This is a genomic window from Rhodanobacter sp. Root561 (genome assembly GCF_001427365.1).
In the GTDB taxonomy this organism is placed as follows: Bacteria; Pseudomonadota; Gammaproteobacteria; order Xanthomonadales; family Rhodanobacteraceae; genus Rhodanobacter.
Map to the genome: position 1 here is coordinate 157438 of NZ_LMGH01000010.1, position 26501 is coordinate 183938.

Genomic DNA, 26501 nt, shown 5'->3' on the forward strand with positions numbered 1-26501 from the left:
CTTCTGTCATGCGAGCGCGCCAGGCTGATGACGCCTCAGTGCAGGAGCATGGCCATTGCCCGCATCATCGAGCGAAAACGCGTTCAACGGCTTCCTGCAATGCAGGCGCAATGACCTTCAACGCATCGCACGGCAATCGGCAGATCAGCTCGGATTGCAGGAAATGGCTTCCGAGGCGTGGATTGCTGCAGACGTGATCGGCACTCGACGCAAGCTATCGCTGAATTTTGCCAATCCCGTCGATCAGGAAACCTTGCTCGGCTACCTGTACAGCCGGCTGGTTAAATATCCCCACAGGTCGGTGCGATATGCCGCGCGGCTTGATCAAAGCCTGTGTGGAGATGGCGAAGAGCCTGGTCCGACGCTGGCCAGCTTGCTGGTGGCGCCACACGACTCCGATCCGCAGATTCGCCAGATGCTGCAGGAGGAGAGTGAGAGCTTCAGGGCGGTCGTGCGCAGCAGCTATTCGCAGGCCGCGGCGTACGTACTGCTGCTTATCCGGGTCGAATGGCAGTTGGGCGATCTTGCCTCGATGCTCTGGATCAGCGTGGAAACGTTGCGCAAACGCCTGCGGTCGTGTGCCGAGCTGGCCGGCGTTCAGTCGTCGCTGTTCGATGGCATCGACAGCATTGATGAAAATTTTTCGCCGACCCGACGGCCAAGGTCAATGCTCTGGCAAGGTGTCAACCCGATGGCGTGACGGGTCGTCGCATTTCCGGTTTCAACGGAGTCTTGTGCGGACTCTTTCGCTTTCAGATGCTATCCCTGCCATGGAATCGCTCTCGCTCTTTGCGGCATGAGTCGCGATACTTGGCGTTGATCCTGCCGCCTGTACGGCCGTCCGACAGGCGTGGACCGACCGCCTGCTGCACGGCAGGACCCATGCAACAGACAGGGACTTCCACCAGGAATGAATCAGACCTCGCTCTCCGCCCTCATCTGGTCCGTCGCCGACCTGCTGCGTGGCGACTACAAGCAATCCGAGTACGGCCGCGTGATCCTGCCGTTCACCGTGTTGCGCCGTCTGGACTGCGTGCTGGAGCCGACCAAGAAGGCCGTGCTGGCCGAGTGCGAAGCCAAGACCAAGGCTGGCCTCAATCCCGATCCGTTCCTGTTGCGCAAGGCGAAACAGTCTTTCTACAACACCTCACCGCTGGATCTGCCCACGTTGCTGGGCGACCAGGACCACATCCGCCAGAACCTCTACAGCTACATCCAGGGCTTTTCGCCGGCGGCGCGCGACATCTTCGAGCGGTTCGATTTCCATGCTCAGGTCGAGCGGCTGGCCAAGGCGGACCTGTTGTACCTGGTCACCGAGAAGTTCGCCAACTTCCCATTGCATCCCGATGAAGTCAGCAACGCGCAGATGGGCTTGGTGTTCGAGGAGCTGATCCGCAAGTTCGCCGAGCTGTCCAACGAAACCGCCGGCGAGCACTTCACCCCGCGCGAAGTGATCCGCCTGATGGTCAATCTGATCTTCATCGAGGATGACGAAGCGCTCGGTGCCGGCCATGCCGTGCGCACCATCTACGATCCGACGGCAGGCACCGGCGGCATGCTTTCGGTGGCCGCCGAGCACTTGCTGCAACACAACTCCGACGCGCGGCTCACCCTGTTCGGTCAGGAGTTGAACGACGAGTCCTACGCCATCTGCAAGGCCGATATGCTGATCCGCGGCCAGGACGTCAGCAACATCGTCGCCGGCAACACGCTCAGTGATGATGGCCATGCCGGGCGCAAGTTCGACTACATGTTGTCCAATCCGCCGTTCGGCGTGGAGTGGAAGAAAGTCGAGAAGGCGATCCGCAGCGAGCACGAACAAAAAGGCTTCGATGGCCGCTTCGGCCCCGGCCTGCCGCGCGTGTCCGATGGCTCCATGCTGTTCCTGCTGCATCTCGTGTCCAAGATGCGTCCGGCCGTCGACGGCGGCAGCCGCTTCGGCATCGTGCTCAACGGCTCGCCGCTGTTCACCGGCGGGGCAGGCAGTGGCGAAAGCGAGATCCGCCGCTACGTGCTGGAGAACGACCTGGTGGAAGCCATCATCGGCCTGCCCACCGACATGTTCTACAACACCGGCATCGCCACCTACGTGTGGATCATCTCCAACAAGAAGCCTGACGATCGCAAGGGCTACGTGCAGCTGATCGACGCCGGCAGCTTCTGGCAGAAGATGCGCAAGAGCCTGGGCAGCAAGCGCAAGGAAATGAGCGACGAACACATCGCCACCGTCACCCGCCTGTTCGGCGAATTCGCCGAAGCCGAACTGGCCACCGTGTTCGCCGCCGACGGCAAGGAAACCGGCCGCCAGGTCATCGCCGCCGCCGAGTTCGCGCCCGAGCCACCCGCCGGCGGCAAGGTGAAAGTCGCGCCGCTGGCGCGCGTGTTCAGGAACGAAGACTTCGGCTACACCACCATCACCGTCGAGCGCCCACTGCGCGACGAGCAGGGCCAGATCGTGCTCGGCCAGAAAGGCAAGCAGAAAGGCCTGCCGCAAGCCGACAGCAGCCTGCGCGACACCGAGAACGTGTCGCTGGGCGAGGACATTCAGGCCTACTTCGAACGCGAAGTGCTGCCGCACGCACCGGATGCGTGGATCGACGAAGCCAAGAGCAAGGTCGGCTACGAGATTCCGTTCAACCGCCACTTCTACGTGTTCGAGCCGCCGCGTGAGCTGCACGAGATCGACGAGGAGCTGAAGGCGGTGTCGGGGCGGATCATGGCGATGCTGGGGGAGTTGGCGGAATGAGTTTGCAAACCCTGCGCGCAGGCTGCCTAGATCAACGCTTCCTCTGCGTCGCGGCACTCCACCGCATCGTCATTCGCTCCCTCAGCGTGGCAGCACTCCACCGCGTCGTCATTCCCGCGGAAGCGGGAATCCATGGGCTTTGCTCTTCACGGTGCATGCCATGAGCCTGCCTAAGTATACGGAGTACAAAAAGACTGGATTGCCGTGGCAGCTCGAAGCACCTTCGCATTGGAACGGTAGTCGAGTCCGCTTTGTTGCTGAGCTGAACCCTTCAAAGCGCGAAGTTTCGGCCATCGATCGAGATACTGCGGTGTCGTTCCTGCCTATGGATGCAATTGGCGATGACGGCAGCATTAGATTGGATGAGACTCGCCTGCTGTCGCAGGTCGAGAATGGCTACACCTACTTTCGCGACGACGACGTTGTGATCGCAAAGATCACGCCTTGCTTCGAGAACGGGAAAAGTGCGGTCATCCGAGGGCTTCTTGGAGGTGTGGGGTTCGGAACGACAGAATTGATTGTGGTCCGACCGAGACCTGCAAAAACGACGAGTGAGTATCTTGGATGGTTATTCGCGTCGCCGACGTTCCGGAACGTAGCGGAGGGCGCTATGTATGGTGCTGGCGGCCAGAAGCGCGTTCCTGATGATTTCGTGCGCGACTTCTCGATGGCTTTTCCACCGATTGAAGAGCAATCCGCCATCGCCGCCTTCCTCGATCGCGAGACCGGCAAGATCGATGCGCTGATTGCCGAGCAGGAAAAGCTGCTGACCCTGCTGGCCGAAAAGCGCCAAGCCACCATCTCCCACGCCGTCACCCGCGGTCTCAACCCCAACGCCCCGATGAAAGACTCCGGCGTGGCTTGGCTTGGCGAGGTGCCTGCGCATTGGGTAATCGGAAAGATTCACTCGTTTGCCAAGAGAGAGTCTGGGCACACGCCGAGCAGGCAGCATCCGGAATACTGGGAGAACTGCACCATTCCATGGTTCTCGTTGGCGGACGTATGGCAGATACGGTCCGGTGACGTGAAGTACGTCAATGAGACCAAGGAGCTAGTAAGCGAACTCGGCCTCGCGAATTCGTCAGCCAGATTGCTGCCAAAGGGAACGGTCATGCTTTCGCGAACGGCCTCTGTGGGTTATTCCGCGATCATGGGCTGCGAGATGGCGACTACACAGGATTTCGTCAACTGGATTTGCAAGCCGAGGTTGATGCCTGAGTTTTTGCTCTACGTCTTGCGAGGGATGAAGTCCGAGTTTGATCGCCTGATGATCGGATCGACCCATCAAACAATTTACATGCCCGACATTGCCAAGCTTGCAATGGCCTGTCCAACGAGGAATGAGCAGATTTCGATCGTCGAATACCTTGATTCAATGCTGGGGCGACTTGATGCCTTGCGTGACGAGGCGGAGCGCGCTATTGAGCTTTTCAAAGAACGCCGCAGTGCCCTGATCGCCTCCGCCGTCACCGGCAAGATCGACGTAAGGCGCGGCGCATGAATGGCAAGAGTGAGGCGGTGGTGGGCTTTCTCGCCAATCTGCTGCCACTCTACGATGGTGAACGCTACGAAGGCCTGTGGTGTGCTCGCTCACTGACCGACGGCACACGAATTCTCCCGATCGATGAATCCAACAGTGACGACGAGCAGGGCTGGGTGCGCGTGCAGTGGCAAGGCGACCCGAGCCGGGAGCAGGAAACACGCGGAGACATGATCGCTACTGTCGCTCTTGAGCGCTACGTCCGCTTGCACGGCGCTGGCTACGACGAGGAAGCCATCGCCGGAGAGTTGTGGTACATGGCTCGGCACTTCCATTTCAAGACCGGCTGTTACATATACCTTCCCAAACTGCCAGAGCCACCTACTGGCTGGCAAAAGGCTGGCCGCAAGGCAATCGAGATGGGGCAGGGGTTGCTGGTCAACATCTTCAGTAGAGTGACCGGGTTGGGTTAGAAATTGGCGGGTGCGCGTTGCGCGCGATCAATCAAGGGGAGCAGGATGCAACAACAGAATGTCTCCATTGCCACACTTGTAGACATGTACAAGCGCGGCGAGCTTCGCCTGCCGGAAATCCAGCGACATTACGTGTGGCAGGCTACGCGTGTACGTGATTTGCTGGATTCGCTCTATCGGGGCTATCCCAGTGGCTCGGTTCTGATGTGGGAAACTGATGAGCCAGTTCCAACCCGTGACTCGGCCATCGCCCAGAATACGAGTGCCTTTGTCGGGCGCAAGCTGTTGCTTGACGGTCAGCAGCGGCTCACATCACTGACCGCAGTGATCAATGGCGAACCTGTTCACGTGAAGGGACGCAAGCGTCCCATCGAGATCCTGTTCAACCTGGAGCATCCGGACGGTCCACCGACCGACGTAGTAGAAGTGGAGAGTGATGAAACCTCTTTGCTCAAGCCTGATGACGAGGTAAGCGACGGGGACGACGAAGAGACCGACGATCAGGAAGGATTTCAGGAAAAGCTCGGTCGTCGTACTTTCGTGGTGGCCAGCAAAAGCCTCTTGTCACAACCGCATTGGATTCGCGTCAGTGAGGTGTTCACAAACAATAATGACGGCCAGCTATTGCAGAAGGCGGGCGTCAATTCATTCAATGACCCCCGTTTTCAGCGCTATTCGGATCGCCTGAAGAAACTCCGTTCTGTCCGTGAGTACAGCTATGTCGTGCACGTGCTGGAACGCGCGATGAGTTACGAGGAGGTCACCGAGATTTTTGTGCGTGTGAACTCGCTGGGGGCCAAGTTGCGATCCTCGGATCTGGCCCTGGCCCAGATGACATCTCGCTGGCCCAACCTGCTCAAACAGTTGGAAGAGTTTCAGGACGAGTGCGAACAAAGTTGGTTCACCATTGATCTTGGTCAGCTGGTACGCGCCATCGTCGTGTTTGCCACACAGCAATGCCTGTTTCGTACTGTGGCTTCCACCTCCGTTGAAAAGCTTAAGCAAGGGTGGGAAGACGCAAAGGAAGGACTGCGGTTCGCAATCAATTTTTTACGCAGCAATGCGGGGATCGAGGACGAATCACTGCTGTCCTCGCCCATGCTCATTCACGCGTTGGCTGCGGTCAGTCGGGCCAAGGACAACAAGCTGACCATTGAAGAGCAGCACGCCCTGCTGCACTGGCTGCTGGTAGCCAACGCGCGAGGACGTTATTCGCGTGGATCGACGGAAACGCTGCTCAACGAAGATTTGGCGATTATTTTCCGGGGCGGCGGCCTCACGGCACTGATCGAACCCCTGAAACGCCAGTTTGGACGCCTGCATATCGAGTCGGGCGATCTGGCTGGACGTGGGGTCAACAGCCCGCTGTTTTCGCTTGCCTACCTTGCCCTCAAGGCGGCTGGTGCCCGTGACTGGTATAGCGGCTTGGGTGTGTCGCTCACCCATCAGGGCAAGCTGCATTTCATTCAATGGCATCACATCATCCCGAAGTCATTGCTCAAGAATCGCGAGTTCGAGACGGGTGAGATCAACGAAATTGCCAACATGGCTTTCATCACAGGACAGACCAACCGGCGTATCAGCAACAAGGAAGCGACGACCTACCTGGCCGATATTGTGGAGAAGCAGGGAGCGCAAGCTTTGACGAGTCAGTGTGTTCCGCTTGATCCCGCCTTGTGGACTACGGACCGATATCGCGACTTCCTGAAGGTACGACGAGAGACGCTGGCGGAGCGGATGAACGCCTTTATTGCAGAGAAGGCTGGGTTACCTGTGTCAGTCGAGCTGATTTCCTGAGTGCTGAGTTTCGGTTCCACAATCTGACGCAGCCATACACTCGTACTTGTTTCTGCGCTTCAGTTCGGCCATATTCGCAATTCGCGAATAGCGAATATCGAGTCCCGCCATGGAACTGAAGCCCCAGGATCTGCTTGTGTTGTTCAAGGTTGCGGCACATCCGCAGCAGCGCTGGACGTATGCGGCGCTGGGCGAAGCCTTGTCGATGAGCGCGTCGGAAGTGCACGCCAGCGTGAAGCGGGCAGTTGCGGCTGGCCTTGCCGTGGTGCGCGGTCGCGGCGACTGGTCGCCGGTGCGGCCGGCGCTGCTGGAGTTTGCGTTGCACGGCGTGCGTTATGTGTGGCCGGCCATGCCCGGGCCGGTCAAGCGGGGCGTGCCGACCGGGTTTGGTGCCGAGCCGCTGGTGGGCAAGATTACGGCGGCGCCGGGTGAGGCACCGGTATGGGCACACGCCAGCGGTAGCGCCAGGGGACCCAGCCTGTCGCCGATCTATCGCACGGCGCCGCTGGCGGCACTGGCTGACCCCGCACTCCACCGCCTGCTTGCCTTGCAGGATGCGCTGCGCTCCGGCCGTGCCCGTGAGCGGGCATTGGCTGCGCAGTTGTTGCCGAAGGAGCTGGAGGCGGCGGATGCGCCGTGATGATCCGAACCTGCCGTATCTGCGCCTGGTGGCCGAGGCGCTCGGCGATTTGTGCGAGCAGGTGGTGTTTGTGGGCGGCGCGGTCGCCGGGCTGCTCGTTACCGACCCGATGGCAGAGGGCGTGCGTGCCACCCGGGATGTGGATGCCGTGATCGAGGCGGCGCGGGCGAATTTCCATCGCATCGAGGAACAGGTTGCGGCGCGCGGCTTTTCGCGCGACATGGACAGCCCGGTGATCTGTCGCTGGATTCATCGCGAATCCGGCGTGCTGTTCGACCTGATGCCGGTCGACGCGGGCGTGCTGGGTTTCTCCAATCGCTGGTACCGCTACACGGTGGATACCTCCGAGCGGATCGAGCTGGGCGGTGGCATTGCGATTCGCCTTGCCAGCGCCGTGGCGTTCGTGGCGACCAAGCTGGAGGCGTTCGCCGATCGCGGCGCGGGCGACATGCTGGCCAGCCATGACCTGGAAGACGTGCTGAATATCGTTGACGGTCGTGAGGAGCTGGCGGGCGAGCTGGCGCGTGCGCCGTCGCTGTTGAAGCAAGCCGTGGGAGCCGCCTTCGCGACGCTGCTCGCGCATCCGGATTTCACCAATGTGCTGCCCGGACTGATCGCCGAGCCCGAGCGCGCCGGTATCGTGCAGGAGCGCTTGCGGGGCATGGCAGCGTGGGCAGTGAGCGGGAACGGCGGCACGACGTCACCGCGGTGACGGTGCGGATACGTACTCAGGGGAACGCATGAATCTGCACAGGGAAATCCAATTCGAGGCGGCGATCTGCGAACACCTCGCCGCTCACGGCTGGCTGTACGCCGAAGGCGATGCCGCGAATTACGATCGCAAGCACGCCTTGTATCTGCCCGACCTGCTGGCGTGGATCGAGGCGACCCAGCCGGACAGCTGGCAGCGACTGAACAAGACCCACGGCGCCGAGATGGCCGGGCGCATTGCTGAACGCGTGCGCAAGAACCTCGATGAACGCGGCACGCTGGAGGTGTTGCGCCGTGGCGTGGAGATGCTGGGTTTGAAGGAGCCGCTGTCGCTGGTGCAGTTCAAGCCGGCGCTGGCGATCAATCCGGCGATCCAGCAACGCTACGCGGCGAACCGCTTGCGCGTGGTGCGACAGGTGCGGCATTCGCCAAATCATCCGAACGATGCGCTGGACCTGGTGCTGTTCGTCAACGGCATCGCGGTGGCCACGGCGGAGCTGAAATCCGACTTCACCCAGAGCGTGGGCGATGCGGTGGACCAGTACCGCTTCGATCGACAGCCGCAGCCGAAGGGCGGCTTGGCCGAACCGATACTCGGTTTCCCCGGCGGCACCCTGGTGCATTTCGCGGTGAGCCAGGCCGAGGTGATGATGACCACGCGCCTGGCCGGGCCGGCGACGCGCTTCCTGCCGTTCAACCGGGGCAACCACGGCGCGGCGGGCAATGCGCCGAACCCGGACGGTTTTGCGACCGCGTATCTGTGGGAAGAGGTGTGGGCGCGCGACAGCTGGCTGGAGATCCTGGGGCGCTACCTGATCGGCAGGCGCGACGACAAGAAGAAGCTGGCGGGCGTGATCTTTCCGCGTTATCACCAGCTCGACGCCACCCGCAAGCTGGTCGCCGACGTGCTGGCGCAGGGCGCGGGCCAGCGCTATCTGATCCAGCACTCGGCCGGTTCGGGCAAGACCAATTCGATTGCCTGGAGCGCGCATTTTCTGGCCGACCTGCACGATGCGGAAAACCGGAAACTGTTCGACAGCGTGCTGGTGGTGTCCGATCGCAACGTGCTGGACGCGCAGCTGCAGGAGGCCATCTTCGACTTCGAGCGCACCACCGGCGTGGTGGAAACCATCACCAGCGAACACGGCAGCAAGAGTGCGCAGCTGGGCCAGGCGCTGCAGGACGGCAAGAAGATCATCGTCTGCACCATCCAGACCTTTCCGTTTGCGCTGGAGGCGGTGCAGGAACTGGCGGCGACCCAGGGCAAGTGCTTTGCGGTGATCGCCGACGAGGCGCACAGCTCGCAGACCGGCGAGGCGGCGGCCAAGCTCAAGCAACTGCTGAGCGCCGAGGAGCGGGCCGAGCTGGAGGACGGTGGCCAGATCGATACCGAGACGATGCTGGCCGCCGGCATGGCCGCACGGGCCGGCGGCAGCAAGGGCCTGACCTACGTGGCGTTCACCGCCACGCCGAAGCAGAAGACGCTGGAGCTGTTCGGTCGCCCCGGCGCGGATGGCCTGCCGCAGCCGTTTCATGTGTATTCGATGCGCCAGGCGATCGAGGAGGGTTTCATCCTCGATGTGCTGAAGAACTACACGCCGTACAAGCTCGCGTTCAAGCTAGCCCACGAGGGCAGGGAGTACGACCAGTCGCAGGTGGAACGCAGCGCGGCGATGAAGGGGATCATGCAGTGGGTACGACTGCACCCGTACAACATCGCGCAGAAAGTGCAGATCGTGGTGGAGCATTACCGCGAGAACGTGCAGCCGCTGCTGGACGGCAAGGCCAAGGCGATGGTGGTGGTCGGCAGCCGCAAGGAAGCGGTGCGCTGGCAGGAGGCGATCCGCGGCTACATCCAGCGGCAGAACTACGCGCTGGGCGTGCTGGTGGCGTTCTCCGGCGAGGTGAACGACCCGGAGAGTTTCCCCGCGCCGGTAAGCGAGGCCAGCACGGACCTGAATCCGAGTCTGAAGGGTCGCGACATCCGCGATGCGTTTGCCCAGCCGGAATACCAGTTGCTGCTGGTCGCCAACAAGTTCCAGACCGGCTTCGACCAGCCGTTGCTGTGCGGCATGTACGTGGACAAGATGCTGGGCGGCATCCAGGCGGTGCAGACGCTGTCGCGCCTGAACCGCGCGTTCCCCGGCAAGGACACCACCTACATCCTCGATTTCGTCAACGAGGCGGCGGATATCCTCAAGGCCTTCAAGACCTACTACGCCACCGCCGAACTGGAGGCCAGGACCGATCCACACCTGGTGTTCGACCTGCGCGCCAAGCTCGACGCCAGCGGCCACTACGACGACTTCGAGGTGGACCGCGTGGCTAGGGTGGAGACCGATCCGCGCGGCACGCAGGCGCAGTTGAGCAGCGCCATCGCTCCGGTCGCCGACCGCCTGCTCAAACGCTACAAGGCGGCACAGCAGGCGCGGGCAACGGCGCTGGCCGACGGCGACGACAAGCTGGCCGAAACCAGCAAGGACCTGCTGGATGCCTTGCTGCTGTTCAAGAACGACATGGGTGGCTACGTGCGCCTGTATGCGTTCCTGTCGCAGGTGTTCGACTACGCCAACACCGACATCGAAAAGCGCTTCATCTTCTACAAGCGGCTGATCCCGCTGCTGGAGTTCGGCCGCGAGCGCGACACGGTGGACCTGTCCAAAGTGGTGCTGACCCATCACACCTTGCGCAGCGCCGGCCGCCAGCCGCTCAGCCTTGGCGCTGACGGCAATTACAAACTCGCGCCGATGGATGCGGTAGGCAGCGGCTCGGTGCAGGAAAAGCAGCAGGCCTATCTGCAAGAGATCATCGAGAAGGTCAACGGCCTGTTCGAGGGGCAGCTGACCGACGACGACCAGCTGGTCTACGTCAACGGCGTGCTCAAGGGCAAGCTGCTGGAAAACGAGACCCTGGTGCAGCAGGCCGGCAACAACAGCAAGGAACAGTTCGCCAATTCGCCCGACCTGAAAGACGCCCTGATGCACGCGATCATGGATGCGCTTGAGGCGCATTCGACGATGAGCACCCAGGCGCTTGAATCCGAACGCGTGCGTGCCGGGCTGAAGGACATCCTGCTGGGGCCGGCCCAGTTGTATGAAGCGCTGCGGGCCAGGTCGCAGGGCGAAAGTGCTGTGCCCTGACCGGATCGGAGGTCCTTCTCGGCTTTGTGCTGCGATGCGCGCCATCCGTCGCGGATGTTGACCTGAACTTCGCATCCGCCGAATTACGGTGCCCGCGACCGGATCAACCGCAGCGGGAGAACACCATGTCCGACGAACATCCCAAGACGCCGCTCGACCACATCGGCGACACGCTGGCGCAGTTGAAGGAGATGCGGCATTACTCCAGGAACAATGTGGAGGCGCTGACCGCGTCGTGGCTGTTGTACGACGGCGAGTTGTCGAAGCTGAAGCAGGCGGACCGGATTGCGGAGCTGATGGATCAGCAAAACAAGCTGCATGGCGCGCTGGAGTCGACGATTGCCGAGTTCGAGGATGTGCTGGAGAAAATGCAGCCTGCGCCGGAGGAGTAGCCCCATCGAGGGGTGCCACGAGAAGCCCCGGATTCGGGGCTTTTCTTTGTGTGCATCGATGCAGGAGCCCCCGGACGGAGGCTCCCGCTTTCCAACGCGGCTGACTTAGTGTTGTTGCGCGTTCGCGCTGGCGCCGGCGTGTCCGTCGGCTTGCGCGGACGTGCTGACGCCGTCACGGGCCGAACCGTGTGCGCTGGCGTGGCCGCCGGCTGCGCCGTTGGCATGGGCGGAGCCGTGATTGCCGGAGGTCGAGCTGGTGCCTGCGTTGCCGCTGCTGTTGGCGTTGCCCGAGCCGGACAGGTCGATCGATTTGTCCTTCGCGCTGCTCACGGCGTTGGAGGTCGGCGACAGCGGGGCCGGCGACGGTGTGGCGGCATGGCCCGACGGCTGGCGCGTGGCGTTTGCTCCGGTCGAGGTGGCCTGCGATGCGTTGCCGCTCGCGTCGGTGCCGAGCGAGCCGGCGGTGCGGGCCGATTGGGCGGCGGTGGCAGTGGCTTGCCGGGCTGTGCTGAGGCCGGCGGTGGCCGAACCATCAGCCGTGCCTTCGGCGTTGGCGGATGCATTGCCGGCGGCGTTCTGTACCTGGTTCAGTGCCCCGTGGGCGCTGCTTTTGGCCGTCGAGACGGCTGAACGCGATTGGCCGACGGTGTCGGCTGCCGTGCCCCTCACGGCATGACGCATGCCCGAGGCATCGGCGGTGCCGGCTCCCGATGCAGCCAGGTTGCCCGTGCCATTCAGTGCCGCGTCGCCGTTGCCGGCGTTCGCACCCGCGGCTCCAGTGAGGCCGGCGACCGTGTCCGCGCCGGCCCGGCCGTTCAACGACTGGCCAGCGCCCGTTGCCGCGTCCTTCGCCGATGTCGCGGTGGCGGCGGCGTGGCGACGCAGGCGTTCGGCCCGTCGTGCTGCGGCGGCCTGATTGATGTCGGGCGCCTGGAGGTTGCCCATGCCTTGTGCCGAGCCGCTCATCTGGCCGCCGATGCGGCCCATGGTGGAACTGACCGGGCTGCCGAGCCCGCCCGTGATGCCGCCGGTGAGCGATCCGCCGCCCAGAACCTGGGCATGCGCCGGGATGATCGCGGCAAGGGCGAACGCACCGGCGAACAGGGCGGTGGTGAGAGCGTTGCGATGGAGAGGCGTGCTGCGCATGGTGGATCTCCTGCCGGCGGCGAATCCGCGGCTTCCACCATCCACTACGTCCGTGCCTCGCCGATCCTTCCCTGCCGACCGGCGGCGGTCGGCGTTGATTCAGGTTCAGGGCGAGAGCAGCCCGTTGCCATAGCGTGGATCGCGTCCCGCAGGGCCGAGATCGCGCGCTTCGCCGGCCAGGTGTCGTTGCACGTCGGCGGCGGCGCCGGCGCGGGGCGCGTCCAGCCATTGTGCCGCCTTGCGCGCCACGATCGGTGCCGCGAACGAGGTGCCGCGCAGCGCGTTGCGACCACTGCCCAGCACGCCGGATGCGCAGAAATCCACCTGGTCGCCACTGCCGGATTCGGGCAGCACGCGGTCGCGCGCGTCGACGCCGCTGACGCCGATCACGTCCGGGTACGCCGCTGGGAACAGCGGCGGCGCCGCGGGTCCGTCGTTGCCGACCGCGCTGACCAGCACGTGGCCACGCGCGATCATCGCGCGCACCGCCTGCGCCAGCACCGGGTTGTCCGGGCCGACCAGGCTGATGTTGATGACCGCCACGTGCTCGCGCGCCATCCAGGCGAGCGCGTCCACCAGGTTCGACGTGGCACCGCCGACCGCGTCGCCGCACCACAGGTCGGCGGCGTACAGCGTGTCCGGGTCACCGGCGACGAGGCGCGCGGCGACCGCGGTGCCATGCCGCGACGGATTCGCCGCGCTGCAGCCGTGCCGCTCGATGCGTGCGCGCACCAGCGCAGGATCGGACGGATCGACGCCGCCATCGATCAGCCCCACGCGCTGCGGCGGAGCGTTCGACGATGGTGTCGCCGAGGTCGCCGCAGCCGCAACGTCATCGGTGCCCGCGGGCAGGTAGAGATGCTGGTAGGTGAACGCGGCATCCGGTGCAGCCTGCCGCAGGGCGCGCATGGCCCGGGCGGTGCTGCGTGCACGCGTGTCGTGCAGGACCACGAAATCCAGCCCCAGCGTCGCGTCGGCCGGCGTCGCGCGATCCACGCTGAACCCCAGCGCCCGCACCGCGTCCAGTGGCGCACCCCACAGGCCCGTCGCGAGGAATTCGCCGCGTAGGATCGGCGCGCCCTGGGGATCGACATCGACGCGCCGCGACTCGCTTCGGCGCAGCACGTCGATCTGCAGTTTTCGGGTGAGCGACAGCGACCCGCGCAGCAGGTCGTCCATGCTGCGCAAAGGTGGTGTGGAAAGCACGGGCGGCAGGCCCGCGCCGGGTGCCTGCAGGTCGGGCAGGTGCTGCACGGGGCCCAGCAACTGTGCCTGCACCGATGTCGCGCCGACCCGAAAAGACGCGATGGTCAGCAACGAAAAGAGCAGGGCGGACGGACGGCGCAAGGGCATGGCCAACGGCCTCGGGAACAACCGGGCCGGATGCTAGCATGGCCCCGCTTTACGCCCTCGAACCGCGCCGCTGCGCACGAGGGAAGGAATCCTCCCCGGCGGACGTAGTGGAAGGTGATGCGTGAATTCGAGCGACGCCGTACGCGAAGGACTGATCCCGCTGTTGCCGCGCCTGCGTCGCCTGGCGCGTGCACTGGCGGGCCAGGTGGCCGATGCCGACGACCTGGTGCAGATCGTGCTGGAACGCGCCCTGGCCCGCTCTGCACAGTGGCGGCCGGATGCGCCGCTGGACAAGTGGGTGTTCGCGATTGCGCGCAACGCCTGGCGGGACGAGCTGCGCGCGCGTGGCCGCTCGCAGCATCTGTTCGCGCCGGAGGAGGCTGGTGAGATGGCCGTGGATAGCGGCAACGCCCAGCCCGCGCAACGGCTGGAACTGGCGATGGCGCTGGCGGCGTTGCCACCGGACCATCGCGAAGTGGTAGCCCTGGTGCTGGTCGAGGGCATGTCGTACGGCGAGGCTGCCGAGCTGCTGGAAGTGCCGGTGGGCACCGTCACCAGCCGTCTGGCTCGCGCCCGCTCAACGTTGCAGGCCCATCTTGGGAAAGAAGCATGACTCCGATCGACGACGATATCCTGCAGGCCTACGTGGACGGCGAAATCGATGCCGAGGCCGCCGCGCAAGTCGACGCCGCGCTAGCCCGTGACGCCACGCTTGCCGTGCGCGTGCAGCAGATGCGCGAGGTGAACGACCGGTTGCGCACCACCTTCGATGCGGTGCTCGATGAAGCGGTGCCCGCGCATCTTTCCGCGATGTTGCAGCCGCGACCGGCCACGGTGACACCGATCGCCCCACGCGCCGGATCGACGCGCCGCGGCGCCAGCGGCCGCCGCTGGTTCCTGCCCGGGGCCGCGCTGGCCGCATCGGTGGCGTTGCTCGCCGTGGCCTTGTGGAGTTGGCGATCCCATGACGATCTCGTGCGCATGCACGGTGGCCAGACCTTCGCCGCAGGTGCCTTGAACCATGCGCTGGACGAGTCGCTGGCCAGCGAGCCGGACGCGCAGGCGCCAGTCGCCATCGGCCTCAGCTTCCGCAGCGCGGAAGGACACATCTGCCGCACCTTCGTGTTGCGCGCGGCACCGGCACGCGCCGGCCTGGCTTGCCACGAACAGACGGGTTGGACACTGCCGGTGCTCAGCGTAATGGCGCCGTCCGGGAGCGGCGACCTGCGCCAGGCAGCGAGCAGCATGCCGGGTGCGGTGCAGGACGCAGTCGATGCGCGTTTGCGCGGCGATGTCTTCAATGCGCAGCAGGAACGCGCAGCGCGCGCCGCCGGCTGGCGATAGTCGCGCCGCCATGACCGAAGGCCCCGTTGCCGGGGCCTTCTGCCTGTGGACGATCAGTGGCGCTGGCGGTGAATCGCGCGGCTGTTGCGGTTTTCCGCGCGGTTGAGGCGACGGGTTTCGCCCCTGGTCAGGTGACCGTTGTGCTTCGCTTCGGCGGCGCTTTCGCGCTGGGCGATGTTGGCGGCGCGGCGTTGGTCGTTGGCTGCCTGCTGCGGCGTGATGGTGCCGTTGGCGACGCCTTTCGCGGTGCGCGCCTGCTGGTGGTCGATGCGCTGATTGACTTCGTTGACGCGGGGGTGACCGGGGACGGTGGTGTCGGCGGCCATCGCGCCGGCGCTGGCGAATGCAGTGCAGGCGATCAGGCTGAGCAGGCCGAGGCGGATCATCGAAGCGTGGTTCATGACGGTGTCCTTCAGTGTGAGAGGCCGGCGGTGGGGTACTGCCATGTCGTGCCGGGCGAGCGGCGGCATGCCGGAACAGGAACGCCGCCGGGGGCAGCGCGTTGACCGGCCGCCGGCACACTCCATGACTTCCGGCGGTTTCCGCCGATCGGACGGCGCGCCACCATCACGGGAATCGCGCCCGCAGCGCCACGGCGTCCGCCGGCACGCTGCGGCATTCCGCACTTCGCCCACCCTGACACGGAAGATACTCATGCGCAGCACCTTGCTGGTTTCCGCGATCGCCCTGGCGCTCGCTGGCGTTTCGATGACGGCCATGGCGGCCACGCCGGCGGCGACGTCCGCGGCCGACCTGGCCACCACCCAGCTGCCGCGCACGGTGCGGCCCAGCCACTACGACGTGGCGGTGACGCCGCATGCGGACAAGCTCGCCTTCGACGGCCAGGTGACGGTGACCGTCGACGTGCTGCAGCCGACCCACAGCATCACGCTCAACGCGATCGACATGACGTTCTCGTCGGTGCGCCTGACCCCGACGAAGCTGAAGATCGCCATCGCCGCGCCCAAGGTGACGGTGGATGCGAAGGCGCAGACGGCGACGTTCACCTTTGCCCAGCCGCTGCCTGCCGGGACCTACCAGCTCGCGATGAGCTACACCGGCAAGATCGGCACCCAGGCCAACGGCCTGTTCGCGATCGACTACGACACCACGGCGGGCAAGAAGCGCGCGCTGTACACCCAGTTCGAGAACTCCGACGCCCGCCGCTTCATCCCGTCCTGGGACGAGCCGGCGTACAAGGCCACCTTCAACCTCGCCGTGACCGTGCCCAGCGACGAGATGGCGGTGAGCAACATGCCGGTCGCCTCGACGAAAGACCTGGGCAACGGCATGAGCCGGGTGACGTTCCAGCCGTCGCCGAAAATGTCGACCTACCTGCTGTTCTTCGGCCTGGGCGAGTTGGAGCGGGCCACCACCATGGCCGACGGCACCGAGATCGGCGTGATCACGCAGAAGGGCAAGAAGTCGCAGGCCGGTTTCACGCTGAAATCGGCCAGCGACGTGTTGCGCGAGTACAACGACTATTTCGGCGTGAAGTATCCGCTGCCCAAGCTGGACAACATCGCCTCGCCGGGCAGCAGCCAGTTCTTCTCCGCGATGGAGAACTGGGGCGCGATCTACACCTTCGAATACGCCTTGCTGCTGGACCCGAGCTTCTCGACTCAGTCGGACAAGCAAGCGGTGTTCAACACCGCCGCCCACGAAATGGCGCACCAGTGGTTCGGCGACCTGGTGACGATGCGCTGGTGGGACGACCTGTGGCTCAACGAAGGCTTTGCCTCGTGGATGGCCGCGCGCACCACCGAGAAGCTGCACCCGGAGTGGCATACGCACCTGGATGCGGTGGGCACGCGCGAAGGCGCGATGTCGCGCGACGCGGTCGCCACCACGCACCCGGTGGTGCAACACGTGGAGACGGTGGAGCAGGCCAGCCAGGCGTTCGATGCGATCACCTACGCCAAGGGCGAGGCGGTGATCAACATGCTGGAAGCCTATGTCGGCCCCGATGCCTGGCGCGCCGGCGTGCGCAACTACATCAAGGCCCACGCCTACGGCAACACCGTGTCGGACGACCTGTGGAAGGCGGTGCAGGGCGCGGCCGGCAAGCCGGTCACCCAGATTGCGCACGACTTCACCCTGCAGCCGGGCATTCCGCTGATCCGCGTGGCGTCGTCCGCGTGCAGCAACGGCAAGACCACGCTGACCCTGAGCCAGGGCGAGTTCACCAAGGATCGCCCGAACAAGACGTCGCTGAAGTGGCACGTGCCGGTGATCGCGCAGAGCATCGGCGGCAGCGAGGTCGCCCGCACCGTGGTGGACGGCAAGGCCACGCTGGATTTGGCCGGCTGCGGCCCGGTGCTGGTGAACGCGGGGCAGAGCGGCTACTACCGCACGCTGTACACGCCGGCGGAATTCGCCGCGATCAAGAGCCAGTTCGCCAAGCTGGCGCCGATCGACCAGATGGGTCTGATGGGCGACAGCTGGGCGCTGGGCATGGCTGGCCTGCAGCCGGCGTCCAGCTACCTCGATCTGGCCCAGGTCACCCCGGCCGATGCCGACCCGCAGATCTGGGGCGACATCGCGGGCAGCTTCTCCGGCCTGCACGGGTATTACCGCGGCGACGACGCGCGTCAGGCGCGTCTTGATGCGTTCGCGATCAAGCAGCTGAAGCCGGTGTTTGCCCGCGTGGGCTGGGAGGCGAAGGCTGACGAGGGCGACCCCACCACGATCCTGCGCACCCAGCTGATCGGCGTGCTGGCCGACCTCGGCGATGCCGACGTGATCAGCGAAGTGCAGCGTCGCTACGCCGCGCAGGACACCGATCCGAAGGCCGTGCCGGCGGCCCTGCGCAAGACCATCTATGCGGTGGTGGCACGCAATGCCGACGCGGCGGGCTGGGACAAGCTGCATGCGAAGGCCAAGGCCGAGACCACGCCGCTGATCAAGGATCGCCTGTACGCGCTGCTTTCGATCAGCAAGGACAAGGCGCTGGCCAAACGCGCGCTGGAGCTGGCGCTGACCGACGAACCGGGCGCCACCAACAGCGCCGGCATGATCCGTGCGGTGGGCTACGAGCACCCCGACATGGCCTGGGAATTCGCGATGGCGCACCGGGCGCAGATCGACAAGCTGGTCGACTCCACCTCCAGCAGCCGCTACTACCCGGGCATCGGCGCCAGCTCCAATGATCCGGCGATGATCGACAAGATCAACGCCTACGCCGACGCGCACATCGCCAAGGGCTCGCGCCGCGCGGCGGAGACGGTGATCGCGAACATCCAGTACCGGCAGATGGTGCGCAAGGAACGGCTGCCAGCGATCGACGCCTGGCTGGCGAAGAACGGCGGCTGATCCGCTCGCCCGGGACGGCGCCCGCTTTCACCAGCGGGCGCCGCCTGGTGCGATTGGCGATACGCCCGGCGGACGATGTACCTTGCGTCTGCGCGCCGGCTGGCGCGATCGCCGCAGCTGCGGTGACCCGTCTTCATGCTTGAGTCCGAGAGCGATGGCCGATTTCGAAAAGCTGGAACCCGACAGCACCGTCTACCGCACACTGCTGGAATCCACCAAGGCCATTCCCTGGAAGATCGACTGGGACAGCAAGCAGTTCGCCTATATCGGACCGCAGATCGAGGCGCTGCTGGGCTGGACGCCGGCGAGCTGGCAGACGGTGGGCGACTGGGCCAGCCGCATGCATCCACAGGACCGCGAGTGGGTGCTGAATTTCTGCGTGGCGCAATCACAGGCCGGTGTCGATCATGAAGCCGACTACCGGGCGCTGACCCGCGACGGCCACTACGTATGGATTCGCGACGTGGTGCACGTGGTGCGCCGGGCGGACGGTTCGGTCGATTCGCTGATCGGCTTCATGTTCGACATCAGCGAACGCAAGCAGACCGAACAGAAACTGGCGAGCCTGCAGAAGGAGCTGGAGGAGCTGTCCTTCCGCGACGGTCTCACCGGCGTGGCCAACCGGCGTCGCTTCGATGCGTTGATGGAACTGGAATGGAGCAACGCGCGGCGCAACCGCCAGCCGCTGTCGTTGCTGATGATCGATATCGACTACTTCAAGCAGTACAACGACTGCTACGGCCACCTCGAAGGCGACGCCTGCCTGAAGCGCGTGGCCTGGCTGCTGGCTTCCGCCGCGACCCGCGCACGCGACCTGCTGGCGCGTTTCGGCGGCGAGGAATTCGTGTTGCTGCTGCCGGAAACCGACGAGGCGGCGTCGCACAAGCTGGCCGCGCGCTGCCGCGACCTGGTCCTGGCCGAGCAGATTCCCCATGCGCAGTCCGCGGTCGGCCCGGTGCTGACCATCAGCGTCGGCGCGGCCACCTGCATTCCCGCGCACGCCGACGAGCTGCGCGGCTTCCTCGACAGCGTCGACAAGCGGCTGTACCGGGCCAAGCAGCAGGGCCGGGACTGCATCGTGGCGGCAAGCTGACCGGCGCCAGGCCTGTCGGGCCGGCGATCGACGCCGGCTGATCGCGTTCACTGGCACGCTTCGTGCCCGTTGCCGTGGCCGGTTTTTCCCCGCGCCGCGGGCCATGTGCGGCCCCCGAACCGAGCGTATGCTGCCGCCGTGTTTCGTAGCCTTCACCACGGACGAGGGGAGATACGTCATGGCAACACTGCTGCTGGTCAAGGGGAATTCCGGGAATGATGTCGCCACGCTGCGCAAGCGCCTGGCCGGGGTGCTCGGCGACGACGCGCGCGACTTTCCGGGATTGGCGACGGGCGACGTTTTCGACGAGCAGGTCGACGCGGCGGCGCGGCGATGGCAGGCCGGCATCGGGATGGTCGCCGATGCGGTGATTGGGCCGTGCTGCCAGGGCCTGCTCGGCATGATGCAACCACAACCGATGGCGGTGCCGCTGACGGTGGACGCGGTGCAGCGGCTGTTCCCGGCCACCAAGAAGTCCAACATCGTGCGCTACCTGCCTTACGTGGCGGCGGCGCTGGGCGCGGCGGGGCTGCGCGACCGCATGATGATTTGCGCCGCGCTGGGCACCATCCGCGCCGAGAGCGAAGGCTTCGTGCCGATCGCCGAGTTTCCCTCGCACTTCAACACCACGCCGGGGCTGCCCGCGTTCAGTGCCTACGACGGGCGCAAATCGCTGGGCAACGACCAGCCCGGCGACGGCGCGCGCTATCGGGGCCGCGGCTTCGTGCAGCTGACGGGGCGGGCGAACTACCACACCTATGCGGCCCTGATCGGCGTCGACATCGAAGGCTTTCCGGACCTGGCCAACGCGCCCGAGGTGGCGGCCGTGCTGCTGGCGCTGTTCCTGTCGCACGCGGCGGACAGGATGCGCACGGCGCTGGCGGCGAACAACTACGCGGCGGCACGCAAGCTGGTCAACGGCGGCAGCTACGGACTGGCAAGCTTTCGCAACGTGTTCCAGCTGGTCGCGTCGGTCTGGCCGGTGGCGGTCCGCGGCGTGGGGGCGACTCGCAAGGCCGGCGCGGCTCGCAAGGCCGTCGCAGCGGCGGCGACGGGCACGGCGAAACTTGACGCCAGCAAGGACCCGGTCGACCTGCGCGATCGCGCCTACCAGCCGCCGCCGGCCAGCCTGCCTGATCGTTACCCCACCGATGCGCAGGTCAGCGAGTTCCTGCCGGCCTATACCGGGGCCGGCCTGATCCTCGACCAGGGCCAGGAAGGCGCGTGCACCGGTTTCGGCCTGGCCTGCGTGGTCAACTACCTGCGCTGGCGCAAGAGCGGGATGCCGGGTCGGCTGGCTTCGGTCAGCCCGCGCATGTTCTACAACTTCGCCCGCCGCTACGACGAATACGCGGGCGAGAACTACGACGGTTCGAGCTGCCGTGGCGCGCTGAAGGGCTGGTATCACCACGGCGTCTGCATGGAGGTCGACTGGCCGTATCGGCAGGAGGACACGCAGCCGCCGAAGTTCGGTTACGCCACCCGCGCCACCGCCAACACGCTGGGCGTGTATTACCGCATCGAGCTGAAGACGATCAGCGACCTGCAGGCGGCGATCCACGAAGTGGGCGCGATCTACGTGTCGGCCAACACGCACCAGGGCTGGCAGGACGTGCCGACCGTGCGCCGGAAGCTGGCCGGGCACGACAGCCTGCCGGTGATCGCGTTCGACGGCAAACCCTCGCACGACGACGGCCACGCCTTCGCCCTGGTCGGTTTCAACACCAATGGCTTTGTGGTGCAGAACTCCTGGGGCAAGAGCTGGGGTTGCGGCGGTTTCGCCGTGCTGACCTACGCCGACTGGCTGGCCAACGGCATGGACGCGTGGGTGGCCGCGATGGGCGTGTCGGGCGTGGTGCTGGGCCAGCTCGCGGCGGGCAGCAAGGGTGGCAGCAGCCGTGTCGGCACCAACCGCAGCCTGTGGTGGGATGAGGCCACCGCCTACGAGCACAGCGTGGTGCTGGGCAACGACGGCCGGGTGACGCGCTACCTGACCCAGGACGAGATGAGTCGCTCGCTGCTGTTCCAGGCCTGCACGCTGCCGGACCAGTGGTTCCGCCAGCAGAAGGCGACGACCAGGCGGCTGGTGATCTATGCCCACGGCGGACTCAACAGCGAGGCCGCGGCGATCGAACGCGCGCGGGCGATGGGGCGCTACTTCATCGGCAACGGCTGCTATCCGCTGTTCGTGATCTGGAAGACCGGCATGCTCGAATCGATCGGCGACATCTTCGCCGACAAGTTCCGGCACGAGCCGCCGCGGGCCGGCGGCATCCGCGAGAAGATCAGCGACGCCACCGACATCCTCGTCGAGCGCACCGTCGGCCGTCCGCTGGCGCGGCCGATCTGGAGCGAGATGAAGGAAAACGCCGAAGCCGCCAGCCTGCCCACGCGGGGCGGCGACCTGCTGGTGACGGCGCTGCAGAACCTGGCCAAGACCTGGGGCGACCGGCTGGAGATCCACCTGGTCGGCCACTCCGCCGGTTCGATCTTCCATGGCTACCTGGTCGACCTGCTGGCCGCGCGCGGGCTGGAGGCGCAGACCGCATCCATCCATCTCTATGCGCCGGCCTGTACGGTGCAGTTCGCCAACCGCCACTACGCGCCACACGATGCCCTGATGCAGCGGCTTTACCTGGGCATCCTGTCCGACCGCAACGAGCGTGACGACAACACCGCGGCGATCTATCGCAAGTCGCTGCTGTACCTGGTGTCCAACGCCCTGGAGCTGGATGTGCGCACGCCGATCCTCGGCCTGGCGAACGTGATGGACGCCGGGTACAAGGGCTGGGACGGTTCGTCCAGCACGGCCGAGGCGCTGGGCAACTGGCGCCAGGTGGCGAAGCAGACCGGCCTGGGCAAGCGCACCGAAGTCATCGATGTCGACAAGGTGCCCACCTGCCTGCACCCCGAAGTCGCCATCGATGCGGGGCATGGCAGCTTCGACAACAACGTCGAGGTACTGGGCCGCACCCTGGAACGCATCACCGGCGCGAAGCTGGCGTTGCCGGTGGACGACCTGCGCGGGTTCTAGCCGCGGGTTTTCCACCATAAAAAAGGCCCCGCCGTGGCGGGGCCTTCGCATCGGACGATCGACCGATGGTTAAGCTTCGACGTCTTCCCGGTACGCATCCACCGGGATGCACGAACACATGATGTTCTTGTCGCCGTAAACGTTGTCGACGCGGGCCACCGGCGGCCAGTATTTCTGCAGCTTCAGGCTGGCCAGCGGGAAGGCGGCCAGTTCGCGCGGGTAGGCGTGGGTCCACTCGCTGGCGCTGACCATGGTGGCGGTGTGCGGCGCGTTGGTGAGCGGGTTGTCCTCGCGGTCCAGCTTGCCTTCCTCGACGGCGCGGATCTCGTCGCGGATCTGGATCATCGCATCGATGAAGCGGTCCAGCTCGACCCGCGATTCGCTTTCGGTCGGTTCCACCATCAAGGTGCCGGAGACCGGGAAGCTCAGCGTGGGCGCGTGGAAGCCGAAGTCGATCAGCCGCTTGGCCACGTCCTCGGCGCCGATGCCGGTCGCGTCCTTCAGCGGGCGCAGGTCGAGGATGCACTCATGCGCGACCAGGCCGTTGCGGCCGGTGTACAGGGTGGGGTAGTGCGGCGCCAGCCGCTTCGCCACATAGTTGGCATTGAGCAGGGCCACCTGGGTGGCCTTGCGCAGGCCTTGCTGGCCCATCAGGGTGATGTACATCCAGCTGATCGGCAGGATCGACGCGCTGCCGAAGGTGGCGGCGCTGACCATCGCGCCGTTGCCGGTGCCCTGGGTGCGCGCGCCGTCGTTGCCCAGCGCGCCCGGCAGGAACGGCGCCAAGTGCGAACGCACCGCGCACGGGCCCACGCCCGGGCCGCCGCCGCCGTGCGGGATGCAGAAGGTCTTGTGCAGGTTGAGGTGGCTGACGTCCGAGCCCCACTTGCCGGGCTTGGCCACGCCGACCAGCGCGTTCATGTTGGCGCCGTCGGTGTACACCTGTCCGCCGTGCTGGTGGACGATGTCGCAGATGGCGACCACGTCTTCCTCGAACACGCCGTGGGTGGACGGGTAGGTCAGCATGATCGCGGCGAGGTTGGCCGAGTGCTTCGCGGCCTGCGCGCGGATGTCTTCCAGGTCCACGTTGCCGTTCGCGTCGCACTTGGTGACCACCACCTTCATGCCGCACAGGTGGGCCGAGGCCGGGTTGGTGCCGTGGGCGGATTCGGGGATCAGGCAGATGTCGCGATGGCCTTCGCCGCGCGACTGGTGATACGCACGAATCGCCAGCAGGCCCGCGTATTCGCCCTGGGCGCCGGAGTTCGGCTGCAGACTCACCGCGTCGTAGCCGGTGATCTCCACCAGTTGCGCTTCCAGACCGGCGATCAGTTCCTGGTAACCCTGGGTCTGCGCGGCGGGCGCGAACGGATGGATGTTGGCGAATTCCGGCCAGGTGACCGGGATCATCTCGGCGGTGGCGTTGAGCTTCATCGTGCACGAGCCCAACGGGATCATCGTGCGATCCATCGCCAGGTCCTTGTCGGCCAGCGCGCGCAGGTAGCGCAGCAGTTCGTGCTCGCTGTGATGGGTGTTGAACACCGGGTGGGTGAGGAACGGCGAGGTGCGCTGCAGCGCCTGCGGGATCAGCGACGGCGCGCTGGCGTCCAGCGCGTCGATGCTCGGCAACTGCGCGTCATCGCCGCCGAAGATGCGCCACAGCAGCTCGATGTCGGCGCGGGTGGTGGTCTCGTCCAGCGAGATGCACAGGTATTCGCCCCAGGCCTTGCGCAGGTTGGCGCCCAGCGCCACCGCGCGGGCGGCGATGGCGTCGGTGCGATCGCCGGTCTTCAGGCTGATCGTGTCGAACGCGCTGTCGTGGTGGCTGGCGGTGAAGCCGAGCTGCTGCAGGCCGGCCTTGAGGATCGCGGTGAGCCGCGTCACGCGGGAGGCGATGCGGGTGAGACCCTTGGGGCCGTGGTAGACGGCGTACATCGAGGCCATCACGGCGAGCAGCACTTGGGCGGTGCAGATGTTGCTGGTGGCCTTCTCGCGGCGGATGTGCTGTTCGCGCGTCTGCAAGGTGAGGCGATAGGCCTTGTTGCCCTCGGCATCGATGGAGACGCCGATCAGGCGGCCCGGCATCGAGCGCTTGTACGCATCGCGGCAGGCCATGAAGGCGGCGTGCGGGCCGCCGAATCCGAACGGCACGCCGAAGCGCTGGGTGTTGCCGATCACGATGTCGGCGCCCATTTCGCCCGGCGACTTCAACAGGGTCAGCGCCAGCAGGTCGGTGGCGAAGATGGCCAGCGCGCCCTTGGCGTGGATCTTCGCCACTTCCTCGCTCCAGTCCAGCAGCCAGCCGCTGCTGGCCGGGTACTGGATCAGCGCCGCGAAGTAGTCGTCCGCGGCGATCGCGGCATCCCAGGCCTCGGCGGAGTCGGCCAGGGTGATCGTCAGGCCCAGCGGCTCGGCGCGGGTGCGCATCACCTCGATGGTCTGCGGGTGGGCGTCGCCGAACACCACGATGGCGTTGCCCTTGTTCTTGCTCGAGCGCTTGGCCAGGGTCATCGCCTCGGCCGCGGCGGTGGCTTCGTCCAGCAGCGAGGCGTTGGCGATCTCCATCCCGGTGAGGTCGGCACACATCGTCTGGAAGTTGATCAGCGCCTCCATGCGACCCTGCGAGATCTCCGCCTGGTACGGCGTGTACGCGGTGTACCAGGCCGGGTTTTCCAGGATGTTGCGCAGGATGACGTTGGGCGTCAGCGTGCCGTAATAGCCCTGGCCGATGAAGCTGCGGAACACCTGGTTGTGATCGGCGATCGCGCGGATCTTGGCCAGCGCGTCTTCTTCGGTGATCGCCGTGGGCAAGGCCAGCGGCGCGGCGGACTTGATCGAGGCGGGCACGATGGCGTCGGTCATCGACTCCAGCGAATCGTGGCCGACCACGCGCAGCATCTGCGCGATCTCGGCGTCATCCGGGCCGATGTGGCGGTCGATGAAGGCGCCGTGGTTTTCGAGGTCACGCAGGGAAGTGGGGTTGTGGCTCATGGCTGGGCATCCGAAGACTGGCGTGTCGTGCCGCACGCGGGGCGCCCCTCTGTCCTTTTGCCTGAGAGTTTGGAAACGCGGCGGCGTTTCGTGCCCCTTCGGCGGCGGCTTCAGCCGCTCTCTCCAGAGTGTTCACGCATGGTGGTATGGGGGCCTGAGCGATTACGGGCGTTGCGTCTTCGGCAGCGGCCGTGTCCTGCGAGGGACGGGCCGCTTCTCCCACCATGCGTTTACCGCGGCGATTATACAGGGGGAACGGGGGCTGTCGCGGCCGGCCGGCGCCCGGCTCAGGGAGCTGCCGGACCGCCCTGGGTTATGCTCGGCTGCCTCATCGACCGGGAGTGCGCATGATTCGGATCGCCGACATCGACCACGTGGTGTTGCGTGTCACCGACAGCGACGCCATGCAGCGTTTCTACTGCGACGTGCTTGGCTGCCGCGAGGAACGTCGGCAGGACGAGATCGGCCTGGTGCAACTGCGCGCCGGCCGTTCGCTGATCGACCTGGTCGCCATCGACGGCAAGCTGGGTCGCCACGGCGGCGCCGCGCCGGGCGCGCAAGGCCACAACATGGATCACCTGTGCCTGCGCGTGGAGGATTACGACGAGGCGGCGATCCTGGCCCACCTGAATTCGCACGGCGTGCGCATCGGCGAACTGGGCTCGCGTTACGGCGCGCAGGGCGAGGGTCCGTCGATTTATCTGTACGACCCGCAGGGAAACATGGTCGAGTTGAAGGGGCCGGCAGTGGGCTGAAGAGCGCCCGTCCCGACTTTCAATCAAATCCGGAAAGACGAAGGCCGCCTTGTCGGGTGGCCTTCCTGACTTTAATCAAACCCGGAAAAGACGA

At 65.6% G+C, this 26501-nt stretch carries 19 protein-coding genes and 1 riboswitch; of the genes, 15 read left to right on the forward strand and 4 right to left on the reverse strand.

The annotated features are described in order from the left end of the window. Positions 1-55: 55 nt before the first annotated feature. From ASD55_RS07285 to ASD55_RS07325, 9 genes are all read left to right on the forward strand, one after another. Positions 56-700: a hypothetical protein gene (locus ASD55_RS07285; RefSeq protein WP_157598895.1), complete on the forward strand. Its 645-nt coding sequence runs from the start codon at positions 56-58 to the stop codon at positions 698-700. A gap of 210 nt (positions 701-910) precedes the next feature. Beyond that, the gene (locus ASD55_RS07290; protein WP_056764831.1) at positions 911-2746 is read left to right on the forward strand and encodes a class I SAM-dependent DNA methyltransferase; all 1836 of its coding nucleotides are present in this window, start codon (positions 911-913) and stop codon (positions 2744-2746) included. Positions 2747-2906: 160 nt separating this feature from the next. Next, a complete protein-coding gene (locus tag ASD55_RS07295) occupies positions 2907-4247 on the forward strand; it encodes a restriction endonuclease subunit S (RefSeq protein WP_157598898.1) in 1341 nt (446 codons plus the stop codon). Then, positions 4244-4699, forward strand: coding sequence for a hypothetical protein (locus tag ASD55_RS07300; protein WP_056764835.1), 456 nt, complete (start codon positions 4244-4246; stop codon positions 4697-4699). Before ASD55_RS07295 ends, ASD55_RS07300 begins: the two co-directional genes overlap by 4 nt. A gap of 45 nt (positions 4700-4744) precedes the next feature. Then, positions 4745-6496, forward strand: coding sequence for a DUF262 domain-containing protein (locus tag ASD55_RS07305; protein ID WP_056764837.1), 1752 nt, complete (start codon positions 4745-4747; stop codon positions 6494-6496). A 109-nt stretch (positions 6497-6605) separates the two neighbouring features. Then, positions 6606-7136, forward strand: a complete 531-nt coding sequence (locus ASD55_RS07310) for a MarR family transcriptional regulator (protein WP_056764838.1) — start codon at positions 6606-6608, stop codon at positions 7134-7136. Further along, entirely contained in the window at positions 7126-7848 is a 723-nt protein-coding gene (locus ASD55_RS07315) for a nucleotidyl transferase AbiEii/AbiGii toxin family protein (RefSeq protein WP_056764840.1), read from the forward strand. Before ASD55_RS07310 ends, ASD55_RS07315 begins: the two co-directional genes overlap by 11 nt. A 28-nt stretch (positions 7849-7876) precedes the next feature. Next, complete coding sequence (locus tag ASD55_RS07320) at positions 7877-10987, forward strand: DEAD/DEAH box helicase family protein (protein WP_056764842.1); 3111 nt, start codon at positions 7877-7879, stop codon at positions 10985-10987. Positions 10988-11112: 125 nt separating this feature from the next. Beyond that, positions 11113-11379 carry a hypothetical protein gene (locus tag ASD55_RS07325; protein ID WP_056717573.1) on the forward strand — a complete coding sequence of 89 codons (267 nt, stop codon included), beginning with the start codon at positions 11113-11115 and terminating at the stop codon, positions 11377-11379. A 105-nt stretch (positions 11380-11484) separates the two neighbouring features. Here ASD55_RS07325 and ASD55_RS07330 read toward each other — a convergent pair whose 3' ends face one another. After that, entirely contained in the window at positions 11485-12525 is a 1041-nt protein-coding gene (locus tag ASD55_RS07330) for a hypothetical protein (RefSeq protein ID WP_056764844.1), read from the reverse strand. Between the two features lie 105 nt (positions 12526-12630). Then, positions 12631-13878 carry a S8 family serine peptidase gene (locus tag ASD55_RS07335; RefSeq protein ID WP_056764846.1) on the reverse strand — a complete coding sequence of 416 codons (1248 nt, stop codon included), beginning with the start codon at positions 13876-13878 and terminating at the stop codon, positions 12631-12633. A gap of 121 nt (positions 13879-13999) precedes the next feature. Between ASD55_RS07335 and ASD55_RS07340 the strand changes: the two genes are divergently transcribed. Together ASD55_RS07340 and ASD55_RS07345 are read left to right on the forward strand one after the other, a co-directional pair. Beyond that, on the forward strand, positions 14000-14491 hold the full coding sequence (locus ASD55_RS07340; protein ID WP_056717570.1) for an RNA polymerase sigma factor: 492 nt from the start codon (positions 14000-14002) through the stop codon (positions 14489-14491). Beyond that, positions 14488-15222 (forward strand): hypothetical protein, encoded by a 735-nt coding sequence (locus tag ASD55_RS07345; protein WP_056764848.1) that lies wholly within the window; start codon positions 14488-14490, stop codon positions 15220-15222. The genes ASD55_RS07340 and ASD55_RS07345 overlap by 4 nt, the downstream gene beginning before the upstream one ends. Positions 15223-15275: 53 nt before the next feature. Here the strand turns inward: ASD55_RS07345 and ASD55_RS07350 are convergent, their stop codons facing one another. After that, positions 15276-15623 carry a hypothetical protein gene (locus ASD55_RS07350; RefSeq protein ID WP_056764850.1) on the reverse strand — a complete coding sequence of 116 codons (348 nt, stop codon included), beginning with the start codon at positions 15621-15623 and terminating at the stop codon, positions 15276-15278. Between the two features lie 253 nt (positions 15624-15876). Between ASD55_RS07350 and ASD55_RS07355 the strand changes: the two genes are divergently transcribed. The 3 genes from ASD55_RS07355 (at position 15877) to ASD55_RS07365 (ending at position 22661) form a co-directional block, all read left to right on the forward strand. Next, positions 15877-18534 (forward strand): M1 family metallopeptidase, encoded by a 2658-nt coding sequence (locus tag ASD55_RS07355; protein WP_056764852.1) that lies wholly within the window; start codon positions 15877-15879, stop codon positions 18532-18534. Positions 18535-18688: 154 nt separating this feature from the next. Next, positions 18689-19627 carry a sensor domain-containing diguanylate cyclase gene (locus tag ASD55_RS07360; RefSeq protein ID WP_056764854.1) on the forward strand — a complete coding sequence of 313 codons (939 nt, stop codon included), beginning with the start codon at positions 18689-18691 and terminating at the stop codon, positions 19625-19627. A 178-nt stretch (positions 19628-19805) separates the two neighbouring features. Continuing rightward, positions 19806-22661, forward strand: a complete 2856-nt coding sequence (locus ASD55_RS07365; RefSeq protein WP_056764856.1) for a C1 family peptidase — start codon at positions 19806-19808, stop codon at positions 22659-22661. A gap of 69 nt (positions 22662-22730) precedes the next feature. Here the strand turns inward: ASD55_RS07365 and gcvP are convergent, their stop codons facing one another. After that, positions 22731-25652, reverse strand: coding sequence for an aminomethyl-transferring glycine dehydrogenase (gene gcvP / locus ASD55_RS07370; RefSeq protein ID WP_056764858.1), 2922 nt, complete (start codon positions 25650-25652; stop codon positions 22731-22733). Between the two features lie 39 nt (positions 25653-25691). Beyond that, positions 25692-25789: riboswitch (glycine riboswitch) on the reverse strand. A 210-nt stretch (positions 25790-25999) separates the two neighbouring features. Here gcvP and ASD55_RS07375 point away from each other — a divergent pair. Further along, positions 26000-26407, forward strand: a complete 408-nt coding sequence (locus tag ASD55_RS07375) for a VOC family protein (protein WP_056764860.1) — start codon at positions 26000-26002, stop codon at positions 26405-26407. Positions 26408-26501: the final 94 nt, after the last annotated feature.